Consider the following 22135-nt stretch of genomic DNA (forward strand, 5'->3'; position numbering starts at 1 on the left):
ATACATTCAGCCAACTATTAAGGGAAATCTTTTATAAAGTGAGAATTCAATAAAAAAACATCAACATGACCTTCGACGTCCTAATAAATGATGCTTTTTCAGTTATATGCACTGACCAGACATTAACTCCGATAGATAAAAAACGCGTGCTGTCCTTGGCTAATAGCTTTGAAGATGGTAAATGGCAGTTTGAGAAATTCCAAAATTTCATCTGGGATAACATTGCTGAAACTGCGCTATCCTCCCGTGAGCGACAGGCATTGCTGACAAAACCACATTCTTCTATGCGGGAATCTGCAAAGAAGCTCAGGTTGACTGATAAAATTGATGACATCAGCAGTGGAAGCGAGCTTGCAGAAGTTCTTCTTTACGGCGTTATGAAACATTTTTATAACGCCCTGCCTGTCGTACCAAAAATATATTACAAGCAGAATCCAATGGATAATGCCAAAGGAGCCGATAGCGTTCATATTGTGGTAGAGGGCGACGATTTTACAATTTGGTTTGGAGAAGCGAAGTTCTATAACAATATAGAAGATGCAAGATTAGGCCCAATAATAGCTTCAGTTCAAGCATCACTCGCTACAGATAAGTTAAAAAAAGAAAATAGTATAATTACGGATTTAACAGATCTGGATGCGCTTGTAAGCAATAGAATTGTTTTAGCTAAAATAAAATCTGCGCTTTCAACACAAGAATCGATTGACACGCTTAAACCGAAACTGCACGTGCCAATATTGCTCCTGCATGAATGCGGTATTATTCCGAAGTTCGAAAGTATGTCGGATGAATATAAGGCGGAAACCCTGAATTTTCACAAGCAACGGGCAGAATCTTTTTTTAGGAAGCAAATAGCAAAATTAGCTACATCTATCCACATGTATTCTGAAATATCGTTCCATATCATTCTTTTCCCTGTTCCCTCTAAAGAAGACATTATAAAAGAATTTCTTAACACTGCTAATTTTTATCAGCCTAAAAAATAAATGGATATTTTTCAAACGTGTCATTTAATTAATGAAAATCTTCAACAGCAAAATGAAGTAGAGGCAAGAAATAATCTTATTCAGCTTTTAGACTATCACAAATCCAATGAAATTCCCTATTCTCCGCTCGTAAACAGCTTAATTAGGCAAACAGGGTTATTTCCATATCTACAACTTCAAAGTTGCAACTGGCAGGATAGATTTGCCCATGAAGCATTTAAAGTTAGAGTTAGCGAAACGGAGGAAAAAACACTTCACAGGGAACAATCGCTTCTATTGAAAAAGCTGGTTGATGGAGAAAGCCTGGCCGTTAGTGCTCCGACGAGCTTCGGTAAAAGTTTTGTAATAGATTCCTTTATCTCAATTAAAAAACCGCGTAAAGTGGTGATTCTTGTTCCGACCATCGCTTTGACAGATGAGACTAGAAGAAGATTGTATAAAAAATTTGCCAATTCCTATAAAATTATAACAACTACAGAGGTAGGATTTAATGAGGATGATTACTGCATTTTCGTTTTTCCTCAGGAAAGAGCGATTAGTTATATCAGTAAGATTAATGAAATAGATATTTTGGTTATAGATGAATTTTATAAAGCAAGCTCAAAATATGATAAAGAACGTTCACCCTCGTTGATAAAAGCCATAATCAAATTGGGCAAAGTTGCTAAACAAAAATATTTTTTAGCCCCAAATATCACCACAATCAAAGATAATATTTTTACCAAGGATATGGAGTTCCTTAGCATGTTGGATTTTCATACGGTCTACCTTGAAAAACATGAATTGTATAAAGAAATCAATGGTGATGAGATTTTAAAAAGTGAAAAACTTCTCGATATAGTGCGCGGGAGTGAAGCTAAGTCCCTAATTTATGCCGCTTCGTATACTCAAATTGAAAAGGTCGGACTATTATTTATAGAAAGGCTACCTCACCTAGATTTAAAATTGCTAAACGAATTTGGCCAATGGTTAATTGAGAACTATGATACCAATTGGCAGCTGGTAAATCTTATAATAAGGGGAGTTGGTATTCATAACGGGCGAATGCACCGTTCCCTAAGTCAAATCCAGGTTAAGTTATTCGAGGAGGTTAGTGGAATTACTAATATGATTTCCACCTCTTCTATTATTGAAGGGGTGAATACATCAGCTGAAAATGTCATCATCTGGAGAAACAGAAAAGGTGGCCGTGGTAATGCTTACCTTGATGATTTCACATATAAAAATATTATTGGTAGAGGTGGTCGGATGTTTAAACATTTTGTCGGCAAAATATTCCTTCTTGAAGCGCCACCTGCTGATGATACAACTCAATTGAGTATAGATTTTCCAGACGATATTTTGGGTGATATTGATGAGACAATATATCAGGATAGTTTGAATACAGAACAAATAGACAAAATCATTACTTTCAAAAAGGAAATGGCTGCATTGCTTGGTGAGGATTGTTTTAAGAGGCTTTTAAAAGACGGCGCTTTTCAGCAATCGAGCTATGAGTTTATAAGGCAAATCGCGAGGGATATGAAAAACAATCCTAATGAATGGAAAGGTTTTTCCTTTCTGAATTCTGAGGATACCAACAACTGGGACCATTACTTGTACAAGGTGTTAAGGCTAATTCCGGGAAACTGGGAGGTGGAATACAGTAAGTTTGTATCATTTATTAAGATTCTGTCCAACAACTGGACTAAATCCATACCTCAACTGTTAGAAGAATTATAAAATGATGATTTAGGAATTGATGATTTTTTCAAATTAGAACGTAATGTTTCTTTCAAATTCTCTTCACTGCTCAATGATGTAAACGTACTTCAAAAGGAAATTTTAACTTTTGGTTATGATGTTTCTCCCCTGGTTTCCAGACTCTCACATGCCTTTTTGCCTTCTGTTGTTTATCAACTCGAAGAATATGGTTTACCAAGAATGATTTCCAGAAAACTTCATATTAATCAAATAATAAATTTTGAACAGGAAGACTTAAGTTTACATGCTGCAATAGACCTTTTTCATAAGATATCTTTTCGAAAAATGATAAGCTATTCGTTTCTTGATAGTTTTGATAAATACATTTTAGAGTATTTCTACAACGGAATTACCGTAGAATGACAAGCTGGTCATCTGACGGATTGCTTGTCATAATAACTAAGGGTGTATTCCCAACGGCATTTAAAAATTTAAGGCCATGGAGCGCATATAACAGGGCTCATTAAAATTCCAATTATCTTTTTGAATGCTCTCCATTAATGACCTTCACTCTAAAGTGTTTGATCGGTAACAGTATGAACTATTAATGTAGTTGGTTTCATTTAACCTTTCCAAAATCCGATCTGGATACCTATAAAATAATTACATCATGAATAAAAAGAGATCGCACTGCCAGTTTCGATTACTCCATGTTTAAGTCTTGGGATAAGACCACTAGGGCTGGATTAACCTTTCCTGATTGATGCACTCTTTTTGTTGCCCTCGCTAATTGCGAATAATGGATTTAGTCTTCTAACAACCAGACTATTTCACTGCGGAATACTTTCGAAGAATTAAAATGGATAAGGGCCTCAAATTTTTATACGGATATAACGGGTGCTTTCCCGGGCCGGTAAAATATTCCGGTAAACTATTAATCTTTACATACCAAACCTTGTCAACCGAGTAGGCGGTAAGCGTGTCCGGTTTGGTAATCAACCTAAAGTGTGCGAGCTGAAATGTATCCAGCGCGATTATCTGTTTTCCAAAAATCTTCTGATCGCAGCTTGTTGCTTCATAATGGTCGATGCTCCACACCATGCACTGCTTTGAAGCAAAATGTCCATCATCATTGAATCCTAATAAATAACTTATCCCGATCGTTGCCAACGCTCCGGCAAAGGCAATTCCACTCCAGCGAACGTACCTGTTTTTATGCCAGCGTTCTTTTCGCGTATTGGTAGGGGGGGTAGATATAGGAGGCAGCGGCGGCGGTAAGCTCCCGGGAATTACCGGCGGTTCCGGTTGTGTCGGAACCGCCGGAGGCTGAAAGGTATCAAATCGAAACGGCCTTGGCTGATAATCGGTTAGCCAGGCTAATAGCTCAATATGGATATCATCCGGATCAGTTGTGGTTCCTCGCAGGAAATAAAGCAGAGGACGAAAGCGATCGGCATCTGTCCCGTTAATAATTTTAGCATGACCCGTGCCGTTTTCATCCAGACCAAAAAAATCATTGATGAACGGTTTATCGCCTGAATTAAGGCGCTGGGTATATGCCTTTAAGCACTCCCTTTTTATTTTGCCTGTTGTTGGTGCGGCCAAATCATTGGACAGGTCAGCATCAGCGAGCCGCTTCCGGTAATGCGCAACCACAAGTTTTTTGTAATCTTCAAACATTTTAGAGACGATAATTAATGCAATGTACCGGATTTTCCGGAATTGCCAAAGCATTATCGGAATTCCAACGGAAGGATTGGAATTATTGGAAATCCATTCGATTAGGGCAGTTTTGCGACATACTTTTGTTCCATCAATCCGTCAGAAACTGGTTCGCTACCAAGAAAAAAACAGATGGATTGTAGAAGAAAATGCGGTGGTCAGTAGCCGGCATGGGAAGCAGCAGCAACGCCCCGCATTCAATTCGTCACTTCCCAGAAATTCAGAAGGCCTTCTGATTTACTTATTGCAGCAAGCTCCGCGAAAGGTCGCGGAGACCTGCCCTGTACTTCACTTTTAAATTTTTAGAAAGATGTTTTTACCATTATTTATCGCAATTTTACTGGGTCTGGTTAGTCCCTCACAATCTACTAATACAAACTGTCACGACACAACCGTGTCAACCGCTGATGCAAGCAATTCCGGTGATCCGGGTGACGGCGGTGATACCGGAGATGATGGTATTGATCATGGCGGCGACACAGGACAAAACCCTCCACCTAAAATTGACTAATCTCTTCATCCCGGCCGGCGTTTTTAACCTGCGCCGGGATTTTTTCGTTTTTTAACCGCTGCCGATTTTTAAAGTATCCTCTAATCAACATCAGGAAGGCGGGAGTACATAATTATTTTATAACTTCGGGAAAACTAAATCCCTTGAAGCGCTTCCTTATCTTTCTACTGATTTTAATCAGTTTTTTTGCCTGCAAGAAGCAGGCCGACGGCGAAAAACAACTGCCTAACCCGGCCTATGATAATGCTTTTACATTCCGGGAAAGTGGCGATACTGATCGTGCATTCTACTATTTTAATCGCGCAAAAGACGTTTTTACAAAGAACGGTGATAGCTTGGGTGTGGGGAAATGCCTCTTAAATATGGCAATTATTTCCACGGACAAGGGAGATTACTTTGGAGGTCAGGAGCTTTCTCTAAACGCAATTAGATTTTTTAATCCCGCAAATCCGGCTCAGTTTTTCTTTATTCACTCTAATTATAACAACCTGGGCATAGCTAGCTACAAGCTAAAAGACTATAGTAATTCATTAAAATTTTATGCGCAGGCTTTAAGTTACTCCAAAGATTCTGCGGATACCCGGCTATATTTAAACAACCAGGCCAAAGTATATCAGGAATTAAAAGAATATACAAAAGCAATTGCGATTTATAAAAAGGTATTGTCCGGGGTGAGTAAGAATCCCAAAGAATATGCAAGGGCCTTATCCAATCTGGCCATGGCCGAATGGCAAAATAATAGCCTTTATAATCCCATTCCACTTTTACATAAAGCGCGTTTGATGCGCGAGGAGAACAAGGATTTATGGGGAATGAATTCAAGTTACGCCACTTTGCTCGAATACTATGAAAGAAGTTCACCCGCAACAGCGCTCAGTTATGCAAAAAAGATGTATGAAGTCGCCCGGGAGCTTTCGAGTCCGGATGATGAACTTTTTGCCCTGCAAAACATTATTGAATTAAGCGACGCTGAACAGGGAAGGGCCTATTTCAGTATGTTCACTAAAAAACAGGACAGTTTGCTGAGTGTACGCAATGCAGCAAAAAATCAATTCGCCCTGATTCGCTATGAATCGGAAAAAAATAAGGCCGATAACCTCATTCTCCAAAAAGATAATCAGGCAAAAAGTTACCAGGTTGTTCTTTTAATATCAGGAATTATTCTAACTGCCGTCTCTGCAATCCTGATCTATAGAAAACGTAAGCAGAAATTAGCCCTGGATGCAAAAAATGCCATAAAGGAAAGTCAGCTCCGGACCTCAAAAAAAGTACATGATGTGGTCGCAAACGGGCTGTATAGACTGATGACAGAATTTGAAAACCAGGCCGAAGTTAACCGCGTTGAAATGCTCGACCAGATGGAAGACCTCTATGAAAAATCACGTGATATTTCCTATGATAAGCCAATCGATGAGGAGAAACCTTTTCATGAACTTATCTCAGAACTCCTCGGCTCCTTCGCTGGTGAAAATACCCGCATCCTGATTGCCGGAAACGAAGATGTGCTCTGGCAAAAGGTCTGTCCCGCAACCCGCTATGAGCTCATCCAGATTTTGCAGGAGCTGATGATTAATATGAAAAAGCACAGCCGGGCAGACCAGGTCGTGCTTCGGTTCGAGCGGCTCGACAATCATATCCTTATTAACTATCAGGATAACGGTATCGGGATAAAAAACAAGCTTACTTTCAATAATGGTTTGCGGAATACGGGAAACCGTATAGAAACTATAAACGGAGCAATTAACTTTGATACCACAATGGAGAAAGGACTCAAAATTGAGTTGTCTTTTCCGGTTGCTTAAAAAGATAATTGATGTTTAGAAAAGTTTTAATTGCTGAAGACCACGAGATGACCAGCATATCGGTCACTAAAACCATCTCTGAGCTGGGTATAGCCGATACCCAATATACCTATTACTGCGATGATGCTATGATGTTGCTCAAAAAAGCCCAGCAGGCAGGGGCGCCCTTTGATTTGCTCATCACCGATTTATCATTCGAAGAAGATCACCGTAAGCAAAAAATAGCAGGCGGTGAAGAGCTTATCGCCCTTAGTAAATCATTTCAGCCAAACTTGAAAGTGTTGGTCTTTTCCGCGGAAAATAAATCCGCACTGGTAGATAAGCTTTTTACGGATTTTTCTATCGATGCTTACGTGAGAAAAGCCAGGCATGATGCAAAGGATCTTCGGGCAGCGATCGAGGCCATTGCTCAGGGAAAAAAGTATATGACAGCAGACTTAAAGCAGTCGGTGAAAGTTAAAAATACTTTTGAATTCAGCTCCATTGACCTGACGATTTTAAAACTCCTTTCCGCAGGAACCAAACAAAAGGATATTCCTGCTTACCTGCAGGCAAATAAGATAACTCCCTCAGGCCTTAGCAGCGTAGAAAAACGGCTCAATATCATGAAAGAAGTAATGGGCTTCTCCAAAAATGAACAGCTTATAGCCTACTGTAAAGATTACGGAATTATATAGATGCTGCATTCTTTCAAACTACTCTTTTTTTAGCTGCTAAACTAAATGGCATGGTAAGTGTCTTGAATGAGCATTTTGGCGTTGCCGATCAAGCTTTTAGCTTCCCTATTGTCCTTAAGACGTTTCACGGGCATTTTATTGGGTATAGCTAGCAAACCCGGGGACCATTCTTTCGAACTAAATAAGGGATCAGCTTTTTTTTTTGAAAAATATTGCCGCTCTACGGGAAACCGTAAGGAAAGGCCGGTAAGCCTCTCTATTTTTGGCTAATAACCAACAAGTAAATCCTTCCTTAACCATGGAACTAAAATTAAAGCTCGAACAACTGCATCAGCGGGTGAATGGTCTAAAAGATCAGATCAATACCGAGGAGGCAACAAAGAATGCATTCGTGATGCCGTTTATCCAAATATTAGGCTACGATATTTTTAATCCTACTGAAGTTATACCGGAACACATCTGCGATATCGGTACAAAAAAGGGCGAAAAGATAGATTATGTGATTAAGAAAAACGGGGATCCGATCCTGATTTTTGAATGTAAGCACTGGAAAGAAAATGCGGATGCCCATAATTCCCAGCTCCACAGATACTACCACGTGTCGAAAGCCAGGTTTGGGGTACTGACAAATGGCACGGTTTATAACTTCTATATGGACCTGGAAAAACCCAACATCATGGACGAAAAGCCATTTTTCTCTATCGATATCGAGGATTTAAAAGATAGCGCCATAAAGATGCTGGAAAGTTTTACCAAAAATGAATTCAGCCTGGAGAGCATATTGGATTCTGCAGAGAGCCTGAAATACATCAAAGCCATCCGTAAAGAATTCGAAAATGAAATTCTTCAGCCATCAGATGAGCTGGTAAAGCTTTTGGTGGGCCGCTTTTTTGATAAACCATTGACCGCGAACCGTATGGTGACTTTTCGCGAGTACGCAAAAAAAGCGTTGACTTTATCTATTAATGAATCCATCAGTTCCCGCTTAAAATCCGCTTTAAGCATAAATGAAGGAATTGAAAAACAGCCGGAAGTGAAAATGGTTCTGGTAGACGATAATTCAGATGCTGCAAAAATTATAACCACCGAGGAAGAATTGGAAGCGTTTCAGATCGTAAAAGCAATTTTAAGAGAGAAAATAGCCTCTCCACGCATATCACCGAGAGATACTCAGTCCTACTTTGGTGTGCTGCTGGATGATAACAACAGAAAGCCCATCTGCAGGTTTCACTTTAACACCGCAAACAAATACTTAGAGGTGTTTCCTAACGGAAAGGACGCAGGAGAAAAAAAGATATTAGCAAGTCTTGATGAAATCTATCATTACCGCAGTGAACTGCATCAGACTTTAGCTAATTACTGATCTGTGCCGGCTTAGCGTCCTGTAAAGAATAAAGGAGACCATAAATTAATACTGATCTGAAATTGCGCGCTCAACGCCCTATGAATGTGGATGACTGTTCCCTGATTCGAATTCCGAAAGGACAGTCTCCCATTCTAGTTAAGTGGATTTACTCCTGGCTAATCAATGAAAGGTTTTTAAAAAAAAATAAAGTTATGAGATTATCAAAGAACTACTTAGTTAGTTTATTTTTCGTTTTAATAATCCCCGCGGTGATTCTTTATGCCTGTGATGCCGATGGTGATAGTACCTCCGGAAATAATGGCGAGCAAGGGTGCCCGGTTGAAAATAAAACGCCGGGAACCATTGCTCAAGGGACAAACCTAAACCTTTACATAGAGACTTCAGGCAGTATGGCAGGTTTTATGGATCATAGAGGTACAGCTTTTCAAAAAGAAGTATGGGCGGTGACAGAAGCGCTCGATAGTAGGTTTTCCAACCAAATGGGTATCTATCAGATTCAGTCAAAATCTGAAAAAATAAGCCCTTTGAAACTGGATGTTTTTAGAAATAATCTGAATACCGGTCGCTTCGTTTCTGCTAAATCCACAGATATCCCGGAAATGATAGACAGCATTTTTAACAAAGCAGGAAAAAACACGGTTTCAGTACTTATTTCGGATTTAATATTCTCTCCGGATAATGGAAATGCCGCTCAAATCATACAAATTACCACTGACATTAAGAAGCGATTTTATAACAAAGGCGTTTCAGGGATTTTGCTTCAGCTTAGTTCTGAATTTTATAAAAAAACAAAAGTGGAGGGTAGTCCGTATTACATCTGGATTATCGGGGATAATAATGCGGCAAACGCGGTATCGAAATTGATTAAATCCGTTTTGGAAGGCTCCGTTAATGAAGCCGGATTTGGCATTACTTTAGCCACGCCAAACTATTCCATTCTTCCTTCCCATAGTGCTGTAAACAATGCTTCTCCACTGATATGCGATCAGGATAAAAATTATTACAGCTACATCGAGTATGATGAGGATGAGGGAGAGGAAATAACTTTTTGGGTTGGACTAAATCTCAAAGATTTGCCTGCATACATGCGTTCGGATTCTTATTTAAAAAACAATACCGAGCTCACCACCGATGGCGGAACAGTTAAATTGCTTGCCGTAAGCGAACCTGACGCCATTCAAAATGCGGAAGATAAACAAATCATCGCCCGCAACCAGCTCACGCATTTTCTGCAGCTACGCATTACCCAACCTGCTTCGCGCACGTCGGTTTATATTAATATTCGTAAAAGCAGACCGGATTGGATTGATGAGCTCAATCTGTTAACCGAAGATAACCTGAGGCAGAAAACTTTTGGCCTCAAAAAAATGGCAGATGGGCTGGAAAGCGCCTACTTGACCAGTCAATCAAAGCCGCTGTTTCAAAAGCCGGCATCAGTTTACATCCTTAAAAAATAAAAATATGTGGAAATCTTTATATGATTATCTAACGCAGCAATTCGCCGGGCTGAAGTGGTCTGCTTTTCTTGCTCAAAATAACAATAACATCACCAGGGCCGCAAAGCTCAGGGATATTTTTCGAAATGATTTGTATCCGCTCTCGGGTATGCTGGTTATTGTGTTTTCCATTCTTGTAGGCCTCACTTATTATTTTCTGATCAATAAAAAAGGCGGTGCAGGTTATGCTTTCCGGGTTAAATACTGGGTTGCGGCCTTATTGCTGAATGCATTCACGGTGACCTTTATCATGCTTTACATCAGCATGAAAATGAGCAAGCCCTTCAATACGCTACATCCATTCAAATATTGTTTGTCTTTGGCAACCACAAATTTTATCTATGCAGCGCTGCTTTTCTTCATCGTTTCAATAGTAATTAAAAGATTTTCTGTCGCCAATACCACACCTTTTTAAAAATCTATTTCTATGCCAAGAATATTTATTTTCGGAATTGGCGGGACAGGAACCCGTGTGCTTAAATCCTTGACCATGCTATTGGCTTCTGGTGTTGATATGCATGACTATGATGTGGTCCCGATTATTATCGATCCGCATAAAGATTTGCCTGAACTTAAGGAATGCAAAAACATGCTGCGCCTGTACTCGAAAATCCGCCGTACAATTTATAGCAATCATATTCCTGAATCCCCGAATGCGTTCTTTCGGACAAATATGCTATCCCTTTCCGAAGCCCTGCAAGGTGGAATGAAAGAAGGATTTGACTTCGATGAACGCATAGATGAAACATTCGGGGAATTCCTGTCCTACAATTCGCTAGCTAAAGAAGACAGGAACAAAGATCTTCTTGATTTGCTTTATAACGAGCAATCGCTGAACACGAAGCTTTCCGTAGGCTTCAAAGGTAACCCCAATATTGGTTCGGTGGTGCTGAACAGCTTTGAAGATACCGAGTGGTACAAAAGTTTTGAAAAAATATTCGATAAAGGTGACCGCATTTTCATAATCAGTTCCATCTTCGGTGGGACGGGTGCATCAGGTCTGCCGCTGCTCATAAAAAACCTTCGCAGAAGCAAAAATAAAGAGGTAAAAAGTGCGGCCATTGGTGCACTACCTATAATGCCTTACTTTAAACTATCTGAACCGGACGCCGACTCGGTGCACAAAGACATTGACTCCAATAATTTTATAACAAAAACAAAGGCTGCCTTAACCTATTACCAAAACCATCTAAAGGGTGTGAATGCACTGTACTATCTTGCTGACCCCCATGAACAATCCGTGCCTTATGTAAATGATGAGGCCAGGCAAAATAACATGGCACACATCGTTGAGCTGATAGGTGCCTCTGCTATTCTTGATTTCCAACGCAGAGAGTTTCAGGACCAGGAAGAAAACCAGTATCAATATGCCCTGAAAATGGGTACCAAAGATGTTGATTTCAGAAACATAGGGGAGGAACTCAATGACCTGATAAGAACCGAACTGACCAATTATCATACTTTCAATAAAATCCACCCCAGCATCCGCGCGATGGAGAAAGCAGCAGTGAAAGATAATGAAGGTTTTGATCGTGACTTTTTTAGGGGTAGCTTCATTCGAGACCTTGAAGAATTCAACGTGAAATATTTTCAGGAATGGTTGAAAGGCCTGGGCGAGAATGATCGTAAATTCTATCCTTTTAACCTTTCTATAGATGATGACCGGTTGCACAACCTGGTCATTGGCAGTGAAGTACCTGAACGGGGGGGGATGCTGGGCATAAGCAAAGTGACCTATGATACCTCCAACTTTATCAACCAGATGGAATCAATCAGAAAACAATATAACGCTATTCCTGCCGCTTTGAAAGCCACAAAATATATGGTGTTGGCTGAAAATGCCATTCGTTCTGTCAATATCAATAAAATTAAAGTCAACTAACATGAGTGTATTAAATATTTTTGACGCTTCGGGTGACCCTGAAACAGGATGGAGACATACCGAAAAATTAAATGAATCTTCCATTAGTCAGCTACGGGATAAATCCGCTAAGACCACAAATGCCCTTAATGCAGTGCCTTCCCCTTTTTCAAGGATTCATACCTTTGACACGGCATTCAAATTAGTCACCAGCGACCTGGTTGGCCAGCAGGACCGGGCGTCAGGAATTTACCGGGAATTGGTGTCGGATTGCCTGGATGCGATCGAACTGGTCTTCAATGCCAATTATCACATTTCCCAGGGCGATCAAATTGATTTTGTAAACTGGTCAACTGCAGATCTGACCACACTACTCAATGGAACCTACGGACAGCAGGTATTAGCCAAAACGCTAACTACATTTGCCGAAGCAGATTTTATTCAGGAGCCGCTTACCATTTCCATCGTGAAATACAGCGGACTGGTGATCGGTGGCTCTTCACCATTTACGCTGATGTTTACTTCCTCCAACCTGGATAAATCCCGTTCGCAGCGTCCTGATGAGCGCTTTAGAAGCGCAAGATATAACGCTCATTTTGATTTGGTGAATCCCTCCAGTGGTAGTTTGTATTTCAGCAAAATAATCCCGTTTTCAAAAAGGTCCGCAGAATTCAAAAATTACCTGCTCTCCATCTTCGAGCGAAACCCGGTAATGAAACGCAATAGTTCGAAAGTATTCTGGGACTATCTGGTTGCCGAAGGCGTGGGAACATTAACGCTTAAAGCAAGTCAAACCAAGCCAAATGTAGCCCTCAACGGAGGAGTCTTCCATACTGCGGGTATTGCACTGAACAGCAACTCCAACGTGCTCTCAACGGAGATCTTCAATGACCATATCGTTAGGGTGGAATACCGTATTAATGAAAATTGTTTTCATACCCCAACCTATGTGCATGAACCGGAACGACGAAATTTTGATTTTCTTCTACCCATAAAACCCGAATTCTTTAATAAGGTCAAGCCCAGCGATATTCCCAAACACTTTCGCTATGAGATTCTGGGTGAGCGTGTCAGGGTTATCTACGATAATGGTGAGCTGGATGTACCGAGAGTGAAAGACTTTATTCTTGGCGAAAAGACCAAAACAGAAGGCAATATTGTAAACGTTACAACCGATATCGGAGGGAGTTTCCTCTTAGGCATTTTCCCTTTTCTAAAAGTTATCAATGCAGACGGCTCCTCGAATAATGATTATAATGACTTTTAAAAAATTAGCCTCGCCATTGACGGTGGTGGCAACCATGCGCAACTGAAAACTGATGCTTTTGGCCTGGGATTTTATAAAAAAGAAGGTCTGAAAGTAGAACAAATAAATGCAGAGGGGGAAATTTACAATGCGAAACGCGAGGTTCGCCGGGCCTTTGAAAGTCCCGACCCACTCGCCTCGATTTATTACCAGGTCAATAAAACCTGTTTTGATTTTATCCAGGTTAATTTGCAGCACCTCAGCGGACCGGGCGCATTGAAGGGAATAATCATTCCCAAATGGAAAGAAAAGCGAATTGGAGATAGGCAGTTTGATTTTTCTGTGGATTTCGGGACAACAAATACTTTTGTAGCCTATACCGATGACCCCAATCATTATAGTATGCCAAAACCATTTGATATCGATACCAATGAACTCCAAATGGTCATGTTCCAGCAAATTCCACCTGTTGAAGGCGGACAGGCGGTTACCTCCTCTTTCTGGAGAGAGTCCAATACCCGTGAACTTGTAAAAATGACCGTCTCCAACGAATTTATTCCCCCTATCTTTCTTCCCGGCGAACCGGGTAGTATATTTAATATGCCCTTCAGAACGGCCATATTCCAAAAGAAAAACATTTCAAGTTTTAACCTTTTCGGTGATCTGAATGTACATTTCGGTTATCAGAAAACAGAAATTGATGAGACAACAAATGACTATCAGGAAATCGTAGCCAATCTTAAATGGAATATATCGAGCTTGAAAGATCTGGGTTCAAAGTACAGGGTAGAGAAATTTATTGAAGAGCTTTGCATGCTTTTTAAATATAAGGTGCTGCTCAATAATGGAAATCCAAAACTCACAAAGCTAAATTGGTTTATACCCCAAAGTCTTTCGGAAGCCTCCATTGGACTTTATGAAGAAATCTGGAAAGAAAAAGTACTGAAGTTCTTAAAGGCAGAATCTGTCCCCAAACGTGTTTACGAGTCTGAAGCCCCTTATTATTTTCTGGAGCGAACAGGCAGGATTGAAAACAACGAAGCCGTATTGTCGATAGACATCGGCGGAGGTTCGACCGATGCGATGCTTTTTGTCAATAAGATTCCCAGACTGGGTACCTCCTTTAACTTTGCCGGTAATATCCTCTGGTCAAACGGTTACAACCAGCTTGAAAATGATGCCAAGGATAATGGGTTTTACCAGAAAATAAAGGATCTGCTAAAAGAAGTTGTGGAACGAGATCAGTTTTTGGGCAAATCGATGAAAAACTATCAGAATAAATCCACAGACGAAATCATGAATTTCTGGTTGGCCAATAATGATAAAACTAAAATCACAGATTATCTGAAGGATCCCGATTTTAAGATCGTTTATCTGGTGCATTTCTGCTCCATTATTTACCACATGGCGCAGCTCCTGAAAACAAATAATTACCAGGAGCCAACCTGCCTGATTTTTAGCGGCAACGGAAGTAAGTACATTGACTTTATTGCCAACGAGCAAACCCTCGGGAAAATAACAGCTTTCATTTTCAGCAAAGTATTTACAAAGGAAATCAAACAGCCCCAAGTTATTCTGCCCTTGGAAAACCGCAAAGAGGCTACCTCATATGGTGGCATTTTTAAGAAACAGGAACTGGATTTCAAATCCAAGTCTTACCTGGGTACTACCGCCGACTTTGAAAAAGCAAACCGAATCATCACTTACAATGATGTAGAAAATAACATCATAGAGATTAAGCCGAGCATCCGCCAGAATATTATAAATATGCTCGACATCCTCCAGTCACTGAATGATGTCGTAAATTTTAAATCCCAGCTGAATATCGATTTCAACATCGCCTCTGTGAGAAAATTTATAGAAAACCAGCTCGACAGTAACTTTGATAAAGGCTATGGTATCCGTAAAGAGAAAATTTCTTATGATGAAAACGTTTCAGACAGTTTGTTCTTCTATCCGCTGATTGGTGTGATATTCGACCTGGGCAGATTGACCAATGAAAAACTGTCTGAATTTACTCCTACAACAACAAAGTATGCATTGGAGCCCTCGGGCAACGATGTCTTTGATATCCAGGCCCTGAGTAATGAACCTGTATTCAACAGTATTTTTGAAATTTCCGTTCCGGTTAACAACCCAAATGAGGGCACGTTTTCACTGATCGCCGATGAGGCGCTTTATAAACGTGCCTATACTTCCCGGGAATTCGTACTCGAACCGGTTTGTGAGCTGGTTAATTTTCCTCAGGGAATTAAAATTAACATCAAACAGCACAACACAGGTCGATTGCGTAAGGATGGTAACAAATGGATAGTCACTGAAAAATTAAAAATAGAATTTATTTAACGCCCGCCATTATGATGTTTTTAGAGGGAATTTCCCTGATAATAATTGCTTCGCTGCAGTTTTATTTTTTCAGCCGCTCCATAACTGAGGTAGCCAAGCTCAGTAACTTTTTTCCTTCGGGGGAACTTGGTCTTGAGTGTATAGGCGCGGCCGAGCTCAACGGTCAGAAAATAGATCAGCTGGTTTTTGAGCACAAGCATTCTGAATTTAAATCCGTTGTTCTGGCAACAAATGCCTATCTGTACAATAATGTCGGTTCGGCCGATTTTAATATCATTAAAAGTATTGCTGACCGTACCGTTAGCTCGCAGGAGGAAAAAATTTCATCTACACTTTCTCTTCCCCTATATTTCGGACTGATGGGCACTTTTATCGGGGTAATATTAGGATTGGGCTCCATAGCCCTAAACGGATTTAACCTGCAGGATACAGACCACCTGATCAACCAGCTGGTCACCGGGGTGGTAATGGCCATGGTAGTCAGTTTTCTGGGACTTGCCCTGACAACGGTTCTCAATGCTTTTCTGTTCAGAAACGCAGTTGCGCAGCGGGATGTTAACCGAAATCACTATCTGAATTTTCTGCAGGCGAAGCTGCTGCCAAACCTGGACAACAATCTGTATGCGGCACTCGATCAGTTCAAACTAAACATTGCGGACTTTAATGTCAAGTTTAGTAAAAACCTTGATTTCTTCGACAGCTCTTTTAATGAAAATATTAAAAATTTGAAAGGGACCGTGGAGGGAATGTCCGGTCAGATTGTAGCTGTAAATGAAAATATGAGCGTTCAGCTTGAATTTCTTCAGGAACTGCGGAAAATAGGCTATAACCGCATGGCTGAAGCAAATATCCGGGTGTTTGATAAGATTAAAGAATCCGGTCCGCTACTGGTGAACTTCATCAGGGAACAACAGAAATTAACAGAAAACCTCGAGCAGGCAAATAACTTCGGATCACGTGTGGCCGGGTTAATGGACAGGGTGGCAAGTTTTGAAGATGGCATCAACAACCTTGGAAGAGAACTGCAGCAATCCGATTTACTGGGAGGCAACCTAATAAATATCGTTAAAAAGCACCTGCATGCCATTGAACAAAAAGAACATCTGGTTAATGACTATGCAGCCCGTTCAAACAGCGAGGTGGAATCCTATCTCTCTTCTGGACTGGAGCGAATAAAAACACTTAAAAACAAAATTGAAATCGATTTCGAAAAAGCATTTGATTTCCATGCTGAAGGCAACTTGATGCAGAACTTAAACTACCTCAAAGAAATTGACGGGAATATCCTTAAGCTCAATCTGAATCTCGAACAAAAAAATGATGCACAGATCATTTCAAAGTTAGATCAGCTGGTCGAAATCATGCAAGAAAAAGAGGTGTCGCCGTCGCCTCGGTCGATAATTCCGAGCACAGATAAGGAAGACGATCGTATCGAGGAAACGGCCAAAAAGGAAAGCAAGTGGTGGCGTGTCTGGGGCAAAAATAAAGCTGCTTAAAAATGTCGGAGAAATCAAAAAGAGACTTCTTTTGGCCCAGTTACGTGGATTTAATGACCAGTTTATTTGTGGTCATGCTGGTTATGTTTATCATTTCCTATATCAGCTTCAGAAAACAAAATCAGGAGCTGGCCGCAAGTAAGATTGAAATGGATAGAATTCGTCAGATTGATAAAGCGTTGAGGCAGCTGGATAAAAAGTATTTTTATCTCGATCCCGATAATAACCGCTACAAGTTATTGGTCGAAGTGATTTTTAAGCCCCATAGCGCCGATATCAATACCATTGGAAAAAAAAGCCTCCAGGAGCTGGAAAATGCGGGCGCCGTTCTTTATAAAAAAATGAAGCAACTATCCACCGATAAAGACATTAACTATCTGCTCATTGTAGAGGGGAATACCGAACGCTATAATAACAACTGGATGGTTAATCCGGATCTAGGCTATCTGACCAGTTATAAAAGGAGTCTGGCCCTGAAGAAATTCTGGCAGTCGAAGGGATTTGATTTTAGTGTTTTTCAGAACTGTGAGATTCTGATTGTCGGTAGCGGATATTTCGGCCGCTCACACCAGAAGAACAGCCGGACCTTTACCATCCAAATTACCCCCAAATTTAAAATCGGACAATGATTCCAAAGATATATTTTCCATATTAGCCCCAATGGGTAGAGAAATGAAAAGGCGTCAAACACAATACCTGAAAGTCACTGGTAAGCTGCTTTCTATAAAAGCGCGCATAGGTATAGTCTTCCTGATTTTTTCCTGCGCATCGTTCTGCGGTTTGGCCCAGACCCAGGTTTCTATCTTGTCCTGGAATTTAAAAGACCTGGGTATTTCTAAAACGCAGACTGAATTTGCCTTTATGGCAAATCTGATGAAGGGATACGATTTGGTTGCCATACAAGAGGTAGTTGCAGGACCCAACGGCCCAAAGGCGGTTGCAGAACTTGCCCTTGAGCTGAACAGGACCGGGTTTTCATGGGACTACACCATAAGTGCGGTTACCTCAGGAGGCTCGGTGCATAAATCGGAGCGTTATGCCGTGCTCTGGAAGACAGCCCGGTTAAAAAAGCTTGGACAGGGATGGCTGGAGAAAACCTACGGAAAGCTCATCGAAAGGGAACCATTTTATGTTCGATTCCGAATGGGAAATAAAGAATTTCAGCTGGCAAACTACCATGCCATTACCAAAAGTAAGCAGCCGGAAACCGAAATCAAATATTTTAAATTCCTTCCGGCCTTATATCCTGAAAGATCAATCATTTTTTGCGGAGATTACAATCTGCCGCAATCGCACAGTGTTTTTGAACCCCTGAAGAAAACGGGTTTCCGCCCCGCCCTCACCAAACAAAAAACATCCCTCCGCCAGCGATGCATTAATGGCGACTGTCTGGCTTCGGAATTTGATAATTTCTTTTTTGATGCATCTGCAATGAAGCTTAAAAGTGCCGGTGTCATTCATTTTTACAGGAAATTTTCGACTTTGAAGGCAGCAAGAAAATTATCCGACCATATTCCCATATTTATGACTATTGAACTATAAAGATGGATGATCTAAGTACCATTGACAATGCTTACCCAGATCCGAAAAAAAGGTTTCCCGCATGGATTAAACTCCCTTTTTACCATTTGCCTGATGCGCAAAATCCCTCAAGCGACTTAAAAGAGTTCCTGATGGGCTTCAGCCAGGCTACAGCTGATTACCAGTTCCCATTGGTGCTAGGACGGGACACGACTTACCAGGCTTATGATATTGCCAACCAGCCCAATGTACTCATTGCCGGGGCCACGGGAAGCGGTAAGACACAATTTATTTATAACCAGCTTGCATTCTGGCTTTCCACCAGGCGACCCGAACAGCTTCAGATTTTGATCTGTGGGAGTAAACCGATAGATTACCATTTTCTAGACCCCTTAAATTGCCATTTTCTGGCGGCTCACTGCAATAAAATCCAGTTTAACGGAAATAGTGATTTTCTGCAATTAATGAATTCATTGACTCAAGAGCTTAACCACCGGCTGGAATGCTTTACAATGGCCGGCGTAAAATCCATCACCCAATACAACAAGCTGTACTCAAAGCAGGTAAGCCAGGCAGAGAAACCCGGTACTTACCTTCCCGATTTAGTTCTGATAATTGATGATTTATACAACTTCGTCTCCGTTCCAGGACATGCGGATTTACTTTCTGAGGTGATGCATAAAACTTCCAATACCGGGATTTATATACTCGCAGCAACCAGCCAGGTAAACTCATCTGCAGTAAGTAGAAAACTGCGCGCCAACTTTGTTTTCCGCATAGCAATGAAGGTGATGTCGCAGTCCGATTCGAGAAAAATTTTAGACGAAACCGGCGCAGAGCATCTTCAGCCCGGTCAGCTGCTTTACAACCTGCATGGCCAGCATAAAAAATTGTCCTTCCCTGAAATACCATTTGATGTATTAAAAAAACTTGTGAGTGAAATTGCCGCTCAGGCAGCTTTTCAGCATCCCTATGCGCTTTATAAACAACCGGAAATGCAAAGCGAGTATCCGCTGGAAAAAGATCGGTTTTTTGAGGAGGCAGCACGGATAGTGGTGATGCACCAACAGGCATCAACTTCACTTCTTCAGCGTAAATTAAAGCTAGGTTACAACCGGGTGGGTAGAATAATGGATCAGCTCGAACATGCAGGGATTGTCGGCCCGTTTGATGGGCTTAAGCCCAGGATTGTATGCTGTCCGGATGAGTATTCGCTTGAACAATTTCTATCAGGCATTGGTAATACTAAATATAATGCAGGAGAAAAAGACTCCATGCATCCTATAAACGGCATTTTGCAACCCGCCCCACCTGCTGAATCTTTTTCCAATGCCCGAAGAGATGAGCGGATTATAGATAAAAAAGAAAGGCATTCGGGCACAGCATCAACTCAGGATGAGCTTCGCGTTGTAAAGGGTTCCGCCTTCAGGAACACAAAAAACTTAAGCATTAAGTCGAAACGATCATTGTGGGACATCATCAGAGATTTTTTTTATGGAGAGAGAATATCGGACAATTTTAATAGCTAACAATGAAATTTTTAATATCAGTTTTAATTTTTATCCAGATAGCCACAATCGGCCAGGAAAAAAAGCAAGAGGTCTATATCTGTGTCAGCCCGACAGCGATCGCTTACCACAAATCAAAAACAGCTTGTAAAGGCATCCGGAGTTGTACCCACCGGATTCAAAAGGTAACCCTCGAAGATGCAATTAAAAAATACAAGTATCGAGCGTGTAAGTTATGTTTTTAGCGCTTTAACGGCTGGCATAATAATCCATATCATGTTGTACTCTAATTTTTTTAATCATGTCTGTCGAGTTTTTTGCTTTAAAAGGCGATATGCATCACCGATTGTCTCCTTAGCCCTCACTTTCCATAGGAGAAAAAAGAGACTTTTTTTATCAATGCAGGAGTTTATGTATGTTCGTTTTTAATTTGTTCCCAGCAAGGCAATTTTGGCAAACGGTAAGGCGCTTAACCGAATCAGGGCAGCAAAAATTATCATAAGTATTCCACAAATTCTATATATCCTGTTTCTTTTATTTTTTTCAGCTGTAATCTTTATAGCGTCACTTCTGGTGAACAAAAAATAAGAGTTCGCAGCAAGTGTGATGAAAAAAAGTGCAGGAAAAAGATGAAGGGCGACGTTTATAATTCTGTTGTCCTCATAAAAAAATAGCACACAGCCACCATTCAAATCCGTTCCGATAGGAAGGTAAGCAAGGTGAACAAACCCATTTAATTGATCCGTCTTGCCAATTTTCTTACAAAGGAGAATCATTTCTAAATCAACAGGTTATGTTTTAATTGTTTTTGGTGAGATGGGGTCAACGGGTTTCGGTTTGTCCACGCTATATAATGATTCTATACCTTTGTCTATGAAAGGATTTTACCTGACAGATGAATCCAAAAAGTGATGATACAATTAGTCATACTGACTCCATTTCCATCTGCCTTAGCAAAACGGATGATCTTCACCCGCATTTTCACAGAACTTTTCATAAAGAAAGTCTAGATTTGATAAGAGATTTGTTGCTAAATCCTCTTCTATCTTTTGAATTTCACTTAGGTTCCCAATAATTGTTATTCCAAGATATTCATCTATAACATCCGAGGGTAAAAGTTGCGGCCCTTTAGCCTTAAGTACAGGGTTTTCATCGAGCATCTCTTTGATGCCTTTGTGGATCTCAAGTAGTTCAACATCGACATTGTTTAAAGAACCTTCATGAGCAATCTTATTTCGGATAACTTTGACCGTACTGAATAATATTTTCAGGTTTTCAACTATTGTTTTAATTCCCTCTACACCCTGTTTGTCGGCGCATTTTAACAACATGTTCTCGAAGCCGTTTGCGCCCCTTGGAAGCTTCCAAATGTAGACCGCATCGATTAGTTTCAAGACCAGGTCTTTATATGTGGTAATCTTGAGAAAGAAATTCTCAATATGATACTTGAGCTGCATCTCCCTGCTTATGTTTGGGTGAGGAGGTACGCCACTGTCGTGATGAAGGGCAGCAATTAACTGCCTGGCCATAACCAAATCTTTTAACACTTTCTTAATTTTTGCAAAATCGCCCATCACCTGCTGGCAGTAAAGTCTCTGCAGGGAATTTTGATCGTGCTGCTTGTAGAATACTATATCCTGAATGAGTTTTCGGTTAAATTTATGGTCAGTGAGGAGCATTATTCTTTAGGTTTAAGAATTAAAAAATATAACAATTATACAAAACACTACTGCCAATATGCAGCTGGACTGCAGGGATGATCCTGTTATAGCGATGCAAATCTGTTTATTTATTTGTCCTGAGTATTGAAGAAACGGCCTTCCAAAATTACGTTGTTATATATAATCATTCACTCAACAGGCCTGGTTATCCTTTAATTCCAGACTTTAAAAAAACTCGTGAATTTTGGATACT

Annotated in this window: 18 protein-coding genes; 15 read left to right on the forward strand and 3 right to left on the reverse strand. The window is 40.6% G+C overall.

The window, feature by feature from the left end:
* Nucleotides 1–65 precede the first annotated feature (65 nt).
* Entirely contained in the window at nucleotides 66–986 is a 921-nt protein-coding gene (locus DHW03_RS01565; protein WP_109923999.1) for a HamA C-terminal domain-containing protein, read from the forward strand.
* The gene (locus DHW03_RS01570) at nucleotides 987–2708 is read left to right on the forward strand and encodes a DEAD/DEAH box helicase (RefSeq protein ID WP_205940950.1); all 1722 of its coding nucleotides are present in this window, start codon (nucleotides 987–989) and stop codon (nucleotides 2706–2708) included. It begins immediately after the preceding gene.
* Nucleotides 2709–3494: 786 nt separating this feature from the next.
* Here DHW03_RS01570 and DHW03_RS01575 read toward each other — a convergent pair.
* Nucleotides 3495–4349, reverse strand: coding sequence for a hypothetical protein (locus DHW03_RS01575; RefSeq protein ID WP_109924000.1), 855 nt, complete (start codon nucleotides 4347–4349; stop codon nucleotides 3495–3497).
* A 449-nt stretch (nucleotides 4350–4798) separates the two neighbouring features.
* Here DHW03_RS01575 and DHW03_RS19220 point away from each other — a divergent pair, with 449 nt between their 5' ends.
* The 13 genes from DHW03_RS19220 (at nucleotide 4799) to DHW03_RS01640 (ending at nucleotide 20242) form a co-directional block, all read left to right on the forward strand.
* Nucleotides 4799–4957, forward strand: a complete 159-nt coding sequence (locus tag DHW03_RS19220; protein ID WP_165825339.1) for a hypothetical protein — start codon at nucleotides 4799–4801, stop codon at nucleotides 4955–4957.
* Nucleotides 4958–5045: 88 nt separating this feature from the next.
* Nucleotides 5046–6704 carry a tetratricopeptide repeat-containing sensor histidine kinase gene (locus DHW03_RS01585; RefSeq protein WP_240618438.1) on the forward strand — a complete coding sequence of 553 codons (1659 nt, stop codon included), beginning with the start codon at nucleotides 5046–5048 and terminating at the stop codon, nucleotides 6702–6704.
* Between the two features lie 11 nt (nucleotides 6705–6715).
* Nucleotides 6716–7381, forward strand: a complete 666-nt coding sequence (locus tag DHW03_RS01590) for a response regulator (RefSeq protein WP_109924002.1) — start codon at nucleotides 6716–6718, stop codon at nucleotides 7379–7381.
* Nucleotides 7382–7679: 298 nt separating this feature from the next.
* Nucleotides 7680–8744 (forward strand): type I restriction endonuclease, encoded by a 1065-nt coding sequence (locus DHW03_RS01595; RefSeq protein ID WP_109924003.1) that lies wholly within the window; start codon nucleotides 7680–7682, stop codon nucleotides 8742–8744.
* 194 nt (nucleotides 8745–8938) lie between these two features.
* Entirely contained in the window at nucleotides 8939–10204 is a 1266-nt protein-coding gene (locus DHW03_RS01600; RefSeq protein WP_109924004.1) for a hypothetical protein, read from the forward strand.
* Nucleotides 10205–10208: 4 nt separating this feature from the next.
* Nucleotides 10209–10658, forward strand: a complete 450-nt coding sequence (locus DHW03_RS01605) for a hypothetical protein (protein ID WP_109924005.1) — start codon at nucleotides 10209–10211, stop codon at nucleotides 10656–10658.
* 12 nt (nucleotides 10659–10670) lie between these two features.
* Nucleotides 10671–12125: an FtsZ/tubulin family protein gene (locus tag DHW03_RS01610; RefSeq protein ID WP_109924006.1), complete on the forward strand. Its 1455-nt coding sequence runs from the start codon at nucleotides 10671–10673 to the stop codon at nucleotides 12123–12125.
* A 1-nt stretch (nucleotide 12126) separates the two neighbouring features.
* Entirely contained in the window at nucleotides 12127–13371 is a 1245-nt protein-coding gene (locus DHW03_RS01615) for a hypothetical protein (protein WP_109924007.1), read from the forward strand.
* A 381-nt stretch (nucleotides 13372–13752) separates the two neighbouring features.
* On the forward strand, nucleotides 13753–15696 hold the full coding sequence (locus DHW03_RS01620; protein WP_133248480.1) for a hypothetical protein: 1944 nt from the start codon (nucleotides 13753–13755) through the stop codon (nucleotides 15694–15696).
* An 11-nt stretch (nucleotides 15697–15707) separates the two neighbouring features.
* On the forward strand, nucleotides 15708–17192 hold the full coding sequence (locus DHW03_RS01625) for a hypothetical protein (protein ID WP_109924009.1): 1485 nt from the start codon (nucleotides 15708–15710) through the stop codon (nucleotides 17190–17192).
* 2 nt (nucleotides 17193–17194) lie between these two features.
* Complete coding sequence (locus tag DHW03_RS01630; protein ID WP_133248481.1) at nucleotides 17195–17821, forward strand: hypothetical protein; 627 nt, start codon at nucleotides 17195–17197, stop codon at nucleotides 17819–17821.
* Nucleotides 17822–17864: 43 nt separating this feature from the next.
* A complete protein-coding gene (locus DHW03_RS01635) occupies nucleotides 17865–18734 on the forward strand; it encodes an endonuclease/exonuclease/phosphatase family protein (RefSeq protein WP_205940951.1) in 870 nt (289 codons plus the stop codon).
* Nucleotides 18735–18736: 2 nt separating this feature from the next.
* Nucleotides 18737–20242, forward strand: a complete 1506-nt coding sequence (locus DHW03_RS01640) for a DNA translocase FtsK (RefSeq protein ID WP_109924011.1) — start codon at nucleotides 18737–18739, stop codon at nucleotides 20240–20242.
* Nucleotides 20243–20646: 404 nt separating this feature from the next.
* Here the strand turns inward: DHW03_RS01640 and DHW03_RS01650 are convergent, their stop codons facing one another.
* Nucleotides 20647–20997, reverse strand: a complete 351-nt coding sequence (locus DHW03_RS01650) for a hypothetical protein (RefSeq protein WP_109924013.1) — start codon at nucleotides 20995–20997, stop codon at nucleotides 20647–20649.
* A 174-nt stretch (nucleotides 20998–21171) separates the two neighbouring features.
* Entirely contained in the window at nucleotides 21172–21900 is a 729-nt protein-coding gene (locus tag DHW03_RS01655) for a Cthe_2314 family HEPN domain-containing protein (protein WP_109924014.1), read from the reverse strand.
* Nucleotides 21901–22135: the final 235 nt, after the last annotated feature.

This window comes from Pedobacter yonginensis (genome assembly GCF_003173595.1).
GTDB classification, from domain to species: Bacteria; Bacteroidota; Bacteroidia; order Sphingobacteriales; family Sphingobacteriaceae; genus Pedobacter; species Pedobacter yonginense.

Coding starts and splice junctions, on each gene's coding strand:
- DHW03_RS01610 (WP_109924006.1), top strand. CDS start 10,671: ATGCCAAGAATATTTATTTTCGGAATTGGCGGGACAGGAACCCGTGTG.
- DHW03_RS01565 (WP_109923999.1), top strand. CDS start 66: ATGACCTTCGACGTCCTAATAAATGATGCTTTTTCAGTTATATGCACT.
- DHW03_RS01570 (WP_205940950.1), top strand. CDS start 987: ATGGATATTTTTCAAACGTGTCATTTAATTAATGAAAATCTTCAACAG.
- DHW03_RS01575 (WP_109924000.1), bottom strand. CDS start 4,349: ATGTTTGAAGATTACAAAAAACTTGTGGTTGCGCATTACCGGAAGCGG.
- DHW03_RS01630 (WP_133248481.1), top strand. CDS start 17,195: ATGTCGGAGAAATCAAAAAGAGACTTCTTTTGGCCCAGTTACGTGGAT.
- DHW03_RS01590 (WP_109924002.1), top strand. CDS start 6,716: ATGTTTAGAAAAGTTTTAATTGCTGAAGACCACGAGATGACCAGCATA.
- DHW03_RS01650 (WP_109924013.1), bottom strand. CDS start 20,997: ATGATTCTCCTTTGTAAGAAAATTGGCAAGACGGATCAATTAAATGGG.
- DHW03_RS19220 (WP_165825339.1), top strand. CDS start 4,799: ATGCAAGCAATTCCGGTGATCCGGGTGACGGCGGTGATACCGGAGATG.
- DHW03_RS01615 (WP_109924007.1), top strand. CDS start 12,127: ATGAGTGTATTAAATATTTTTGACGCTTCGGGTGACCCTGAAACAGGA.
- DHW03_RS01655 (WP_109924014.1), bottom strand. CDS start 21,900: ATGCTCCTCACTGACCATAAATTTAACCGAAAACTCATTCAGGATATA.
- DHW03_RS01605 (WP_109924005.1), top strand. CDS start 10,209: ATGTGGAAATCTTTATATGATTATCTAACGCAGCAATTCGCCGGGCTG.
- DHW03_RS01595 (WP_109924003.1), top strand. CDS start 7,680: ATGGAACTAAAATTAAAGCTCGAACAACTGCATCAGCGGGTGAATGGT.
- DHW03_RS01600 (WP_109924004.1), top strand. CDS start 8,939: ATGAGATTATCAAAGAACTACTTAGTTAGTTTATTTTTCGTTTTAATA.
- DHW03_RS01620 (WP_133248480.1), top strand. CDS start 13,753: ATGCCAAAACCATTTGATATCGATACCAATGAACTCCAAATGGTCATG.
- DHW03_RS01640 (WP_109924011.1), top strand. CDS start 18,737: ATGGATGATCTAAGTACCATTGACAATGCTTACCCAGATCCGAAAAAA.
- DHW03_RS01625 (WP_109924009.1), top strand. CDS start 15,708: ATGATGTTTTTAGAGGGAATTTCCCTGATAATAATTGCTTCGCTGCAG.
- DHW03_RS01635 (WP_205940951.1), top strand. CDS start 17,865: ATGAAAAGGCGTCAAACACAATACCTGAAAGTCACTGGTAAGCTGCTT.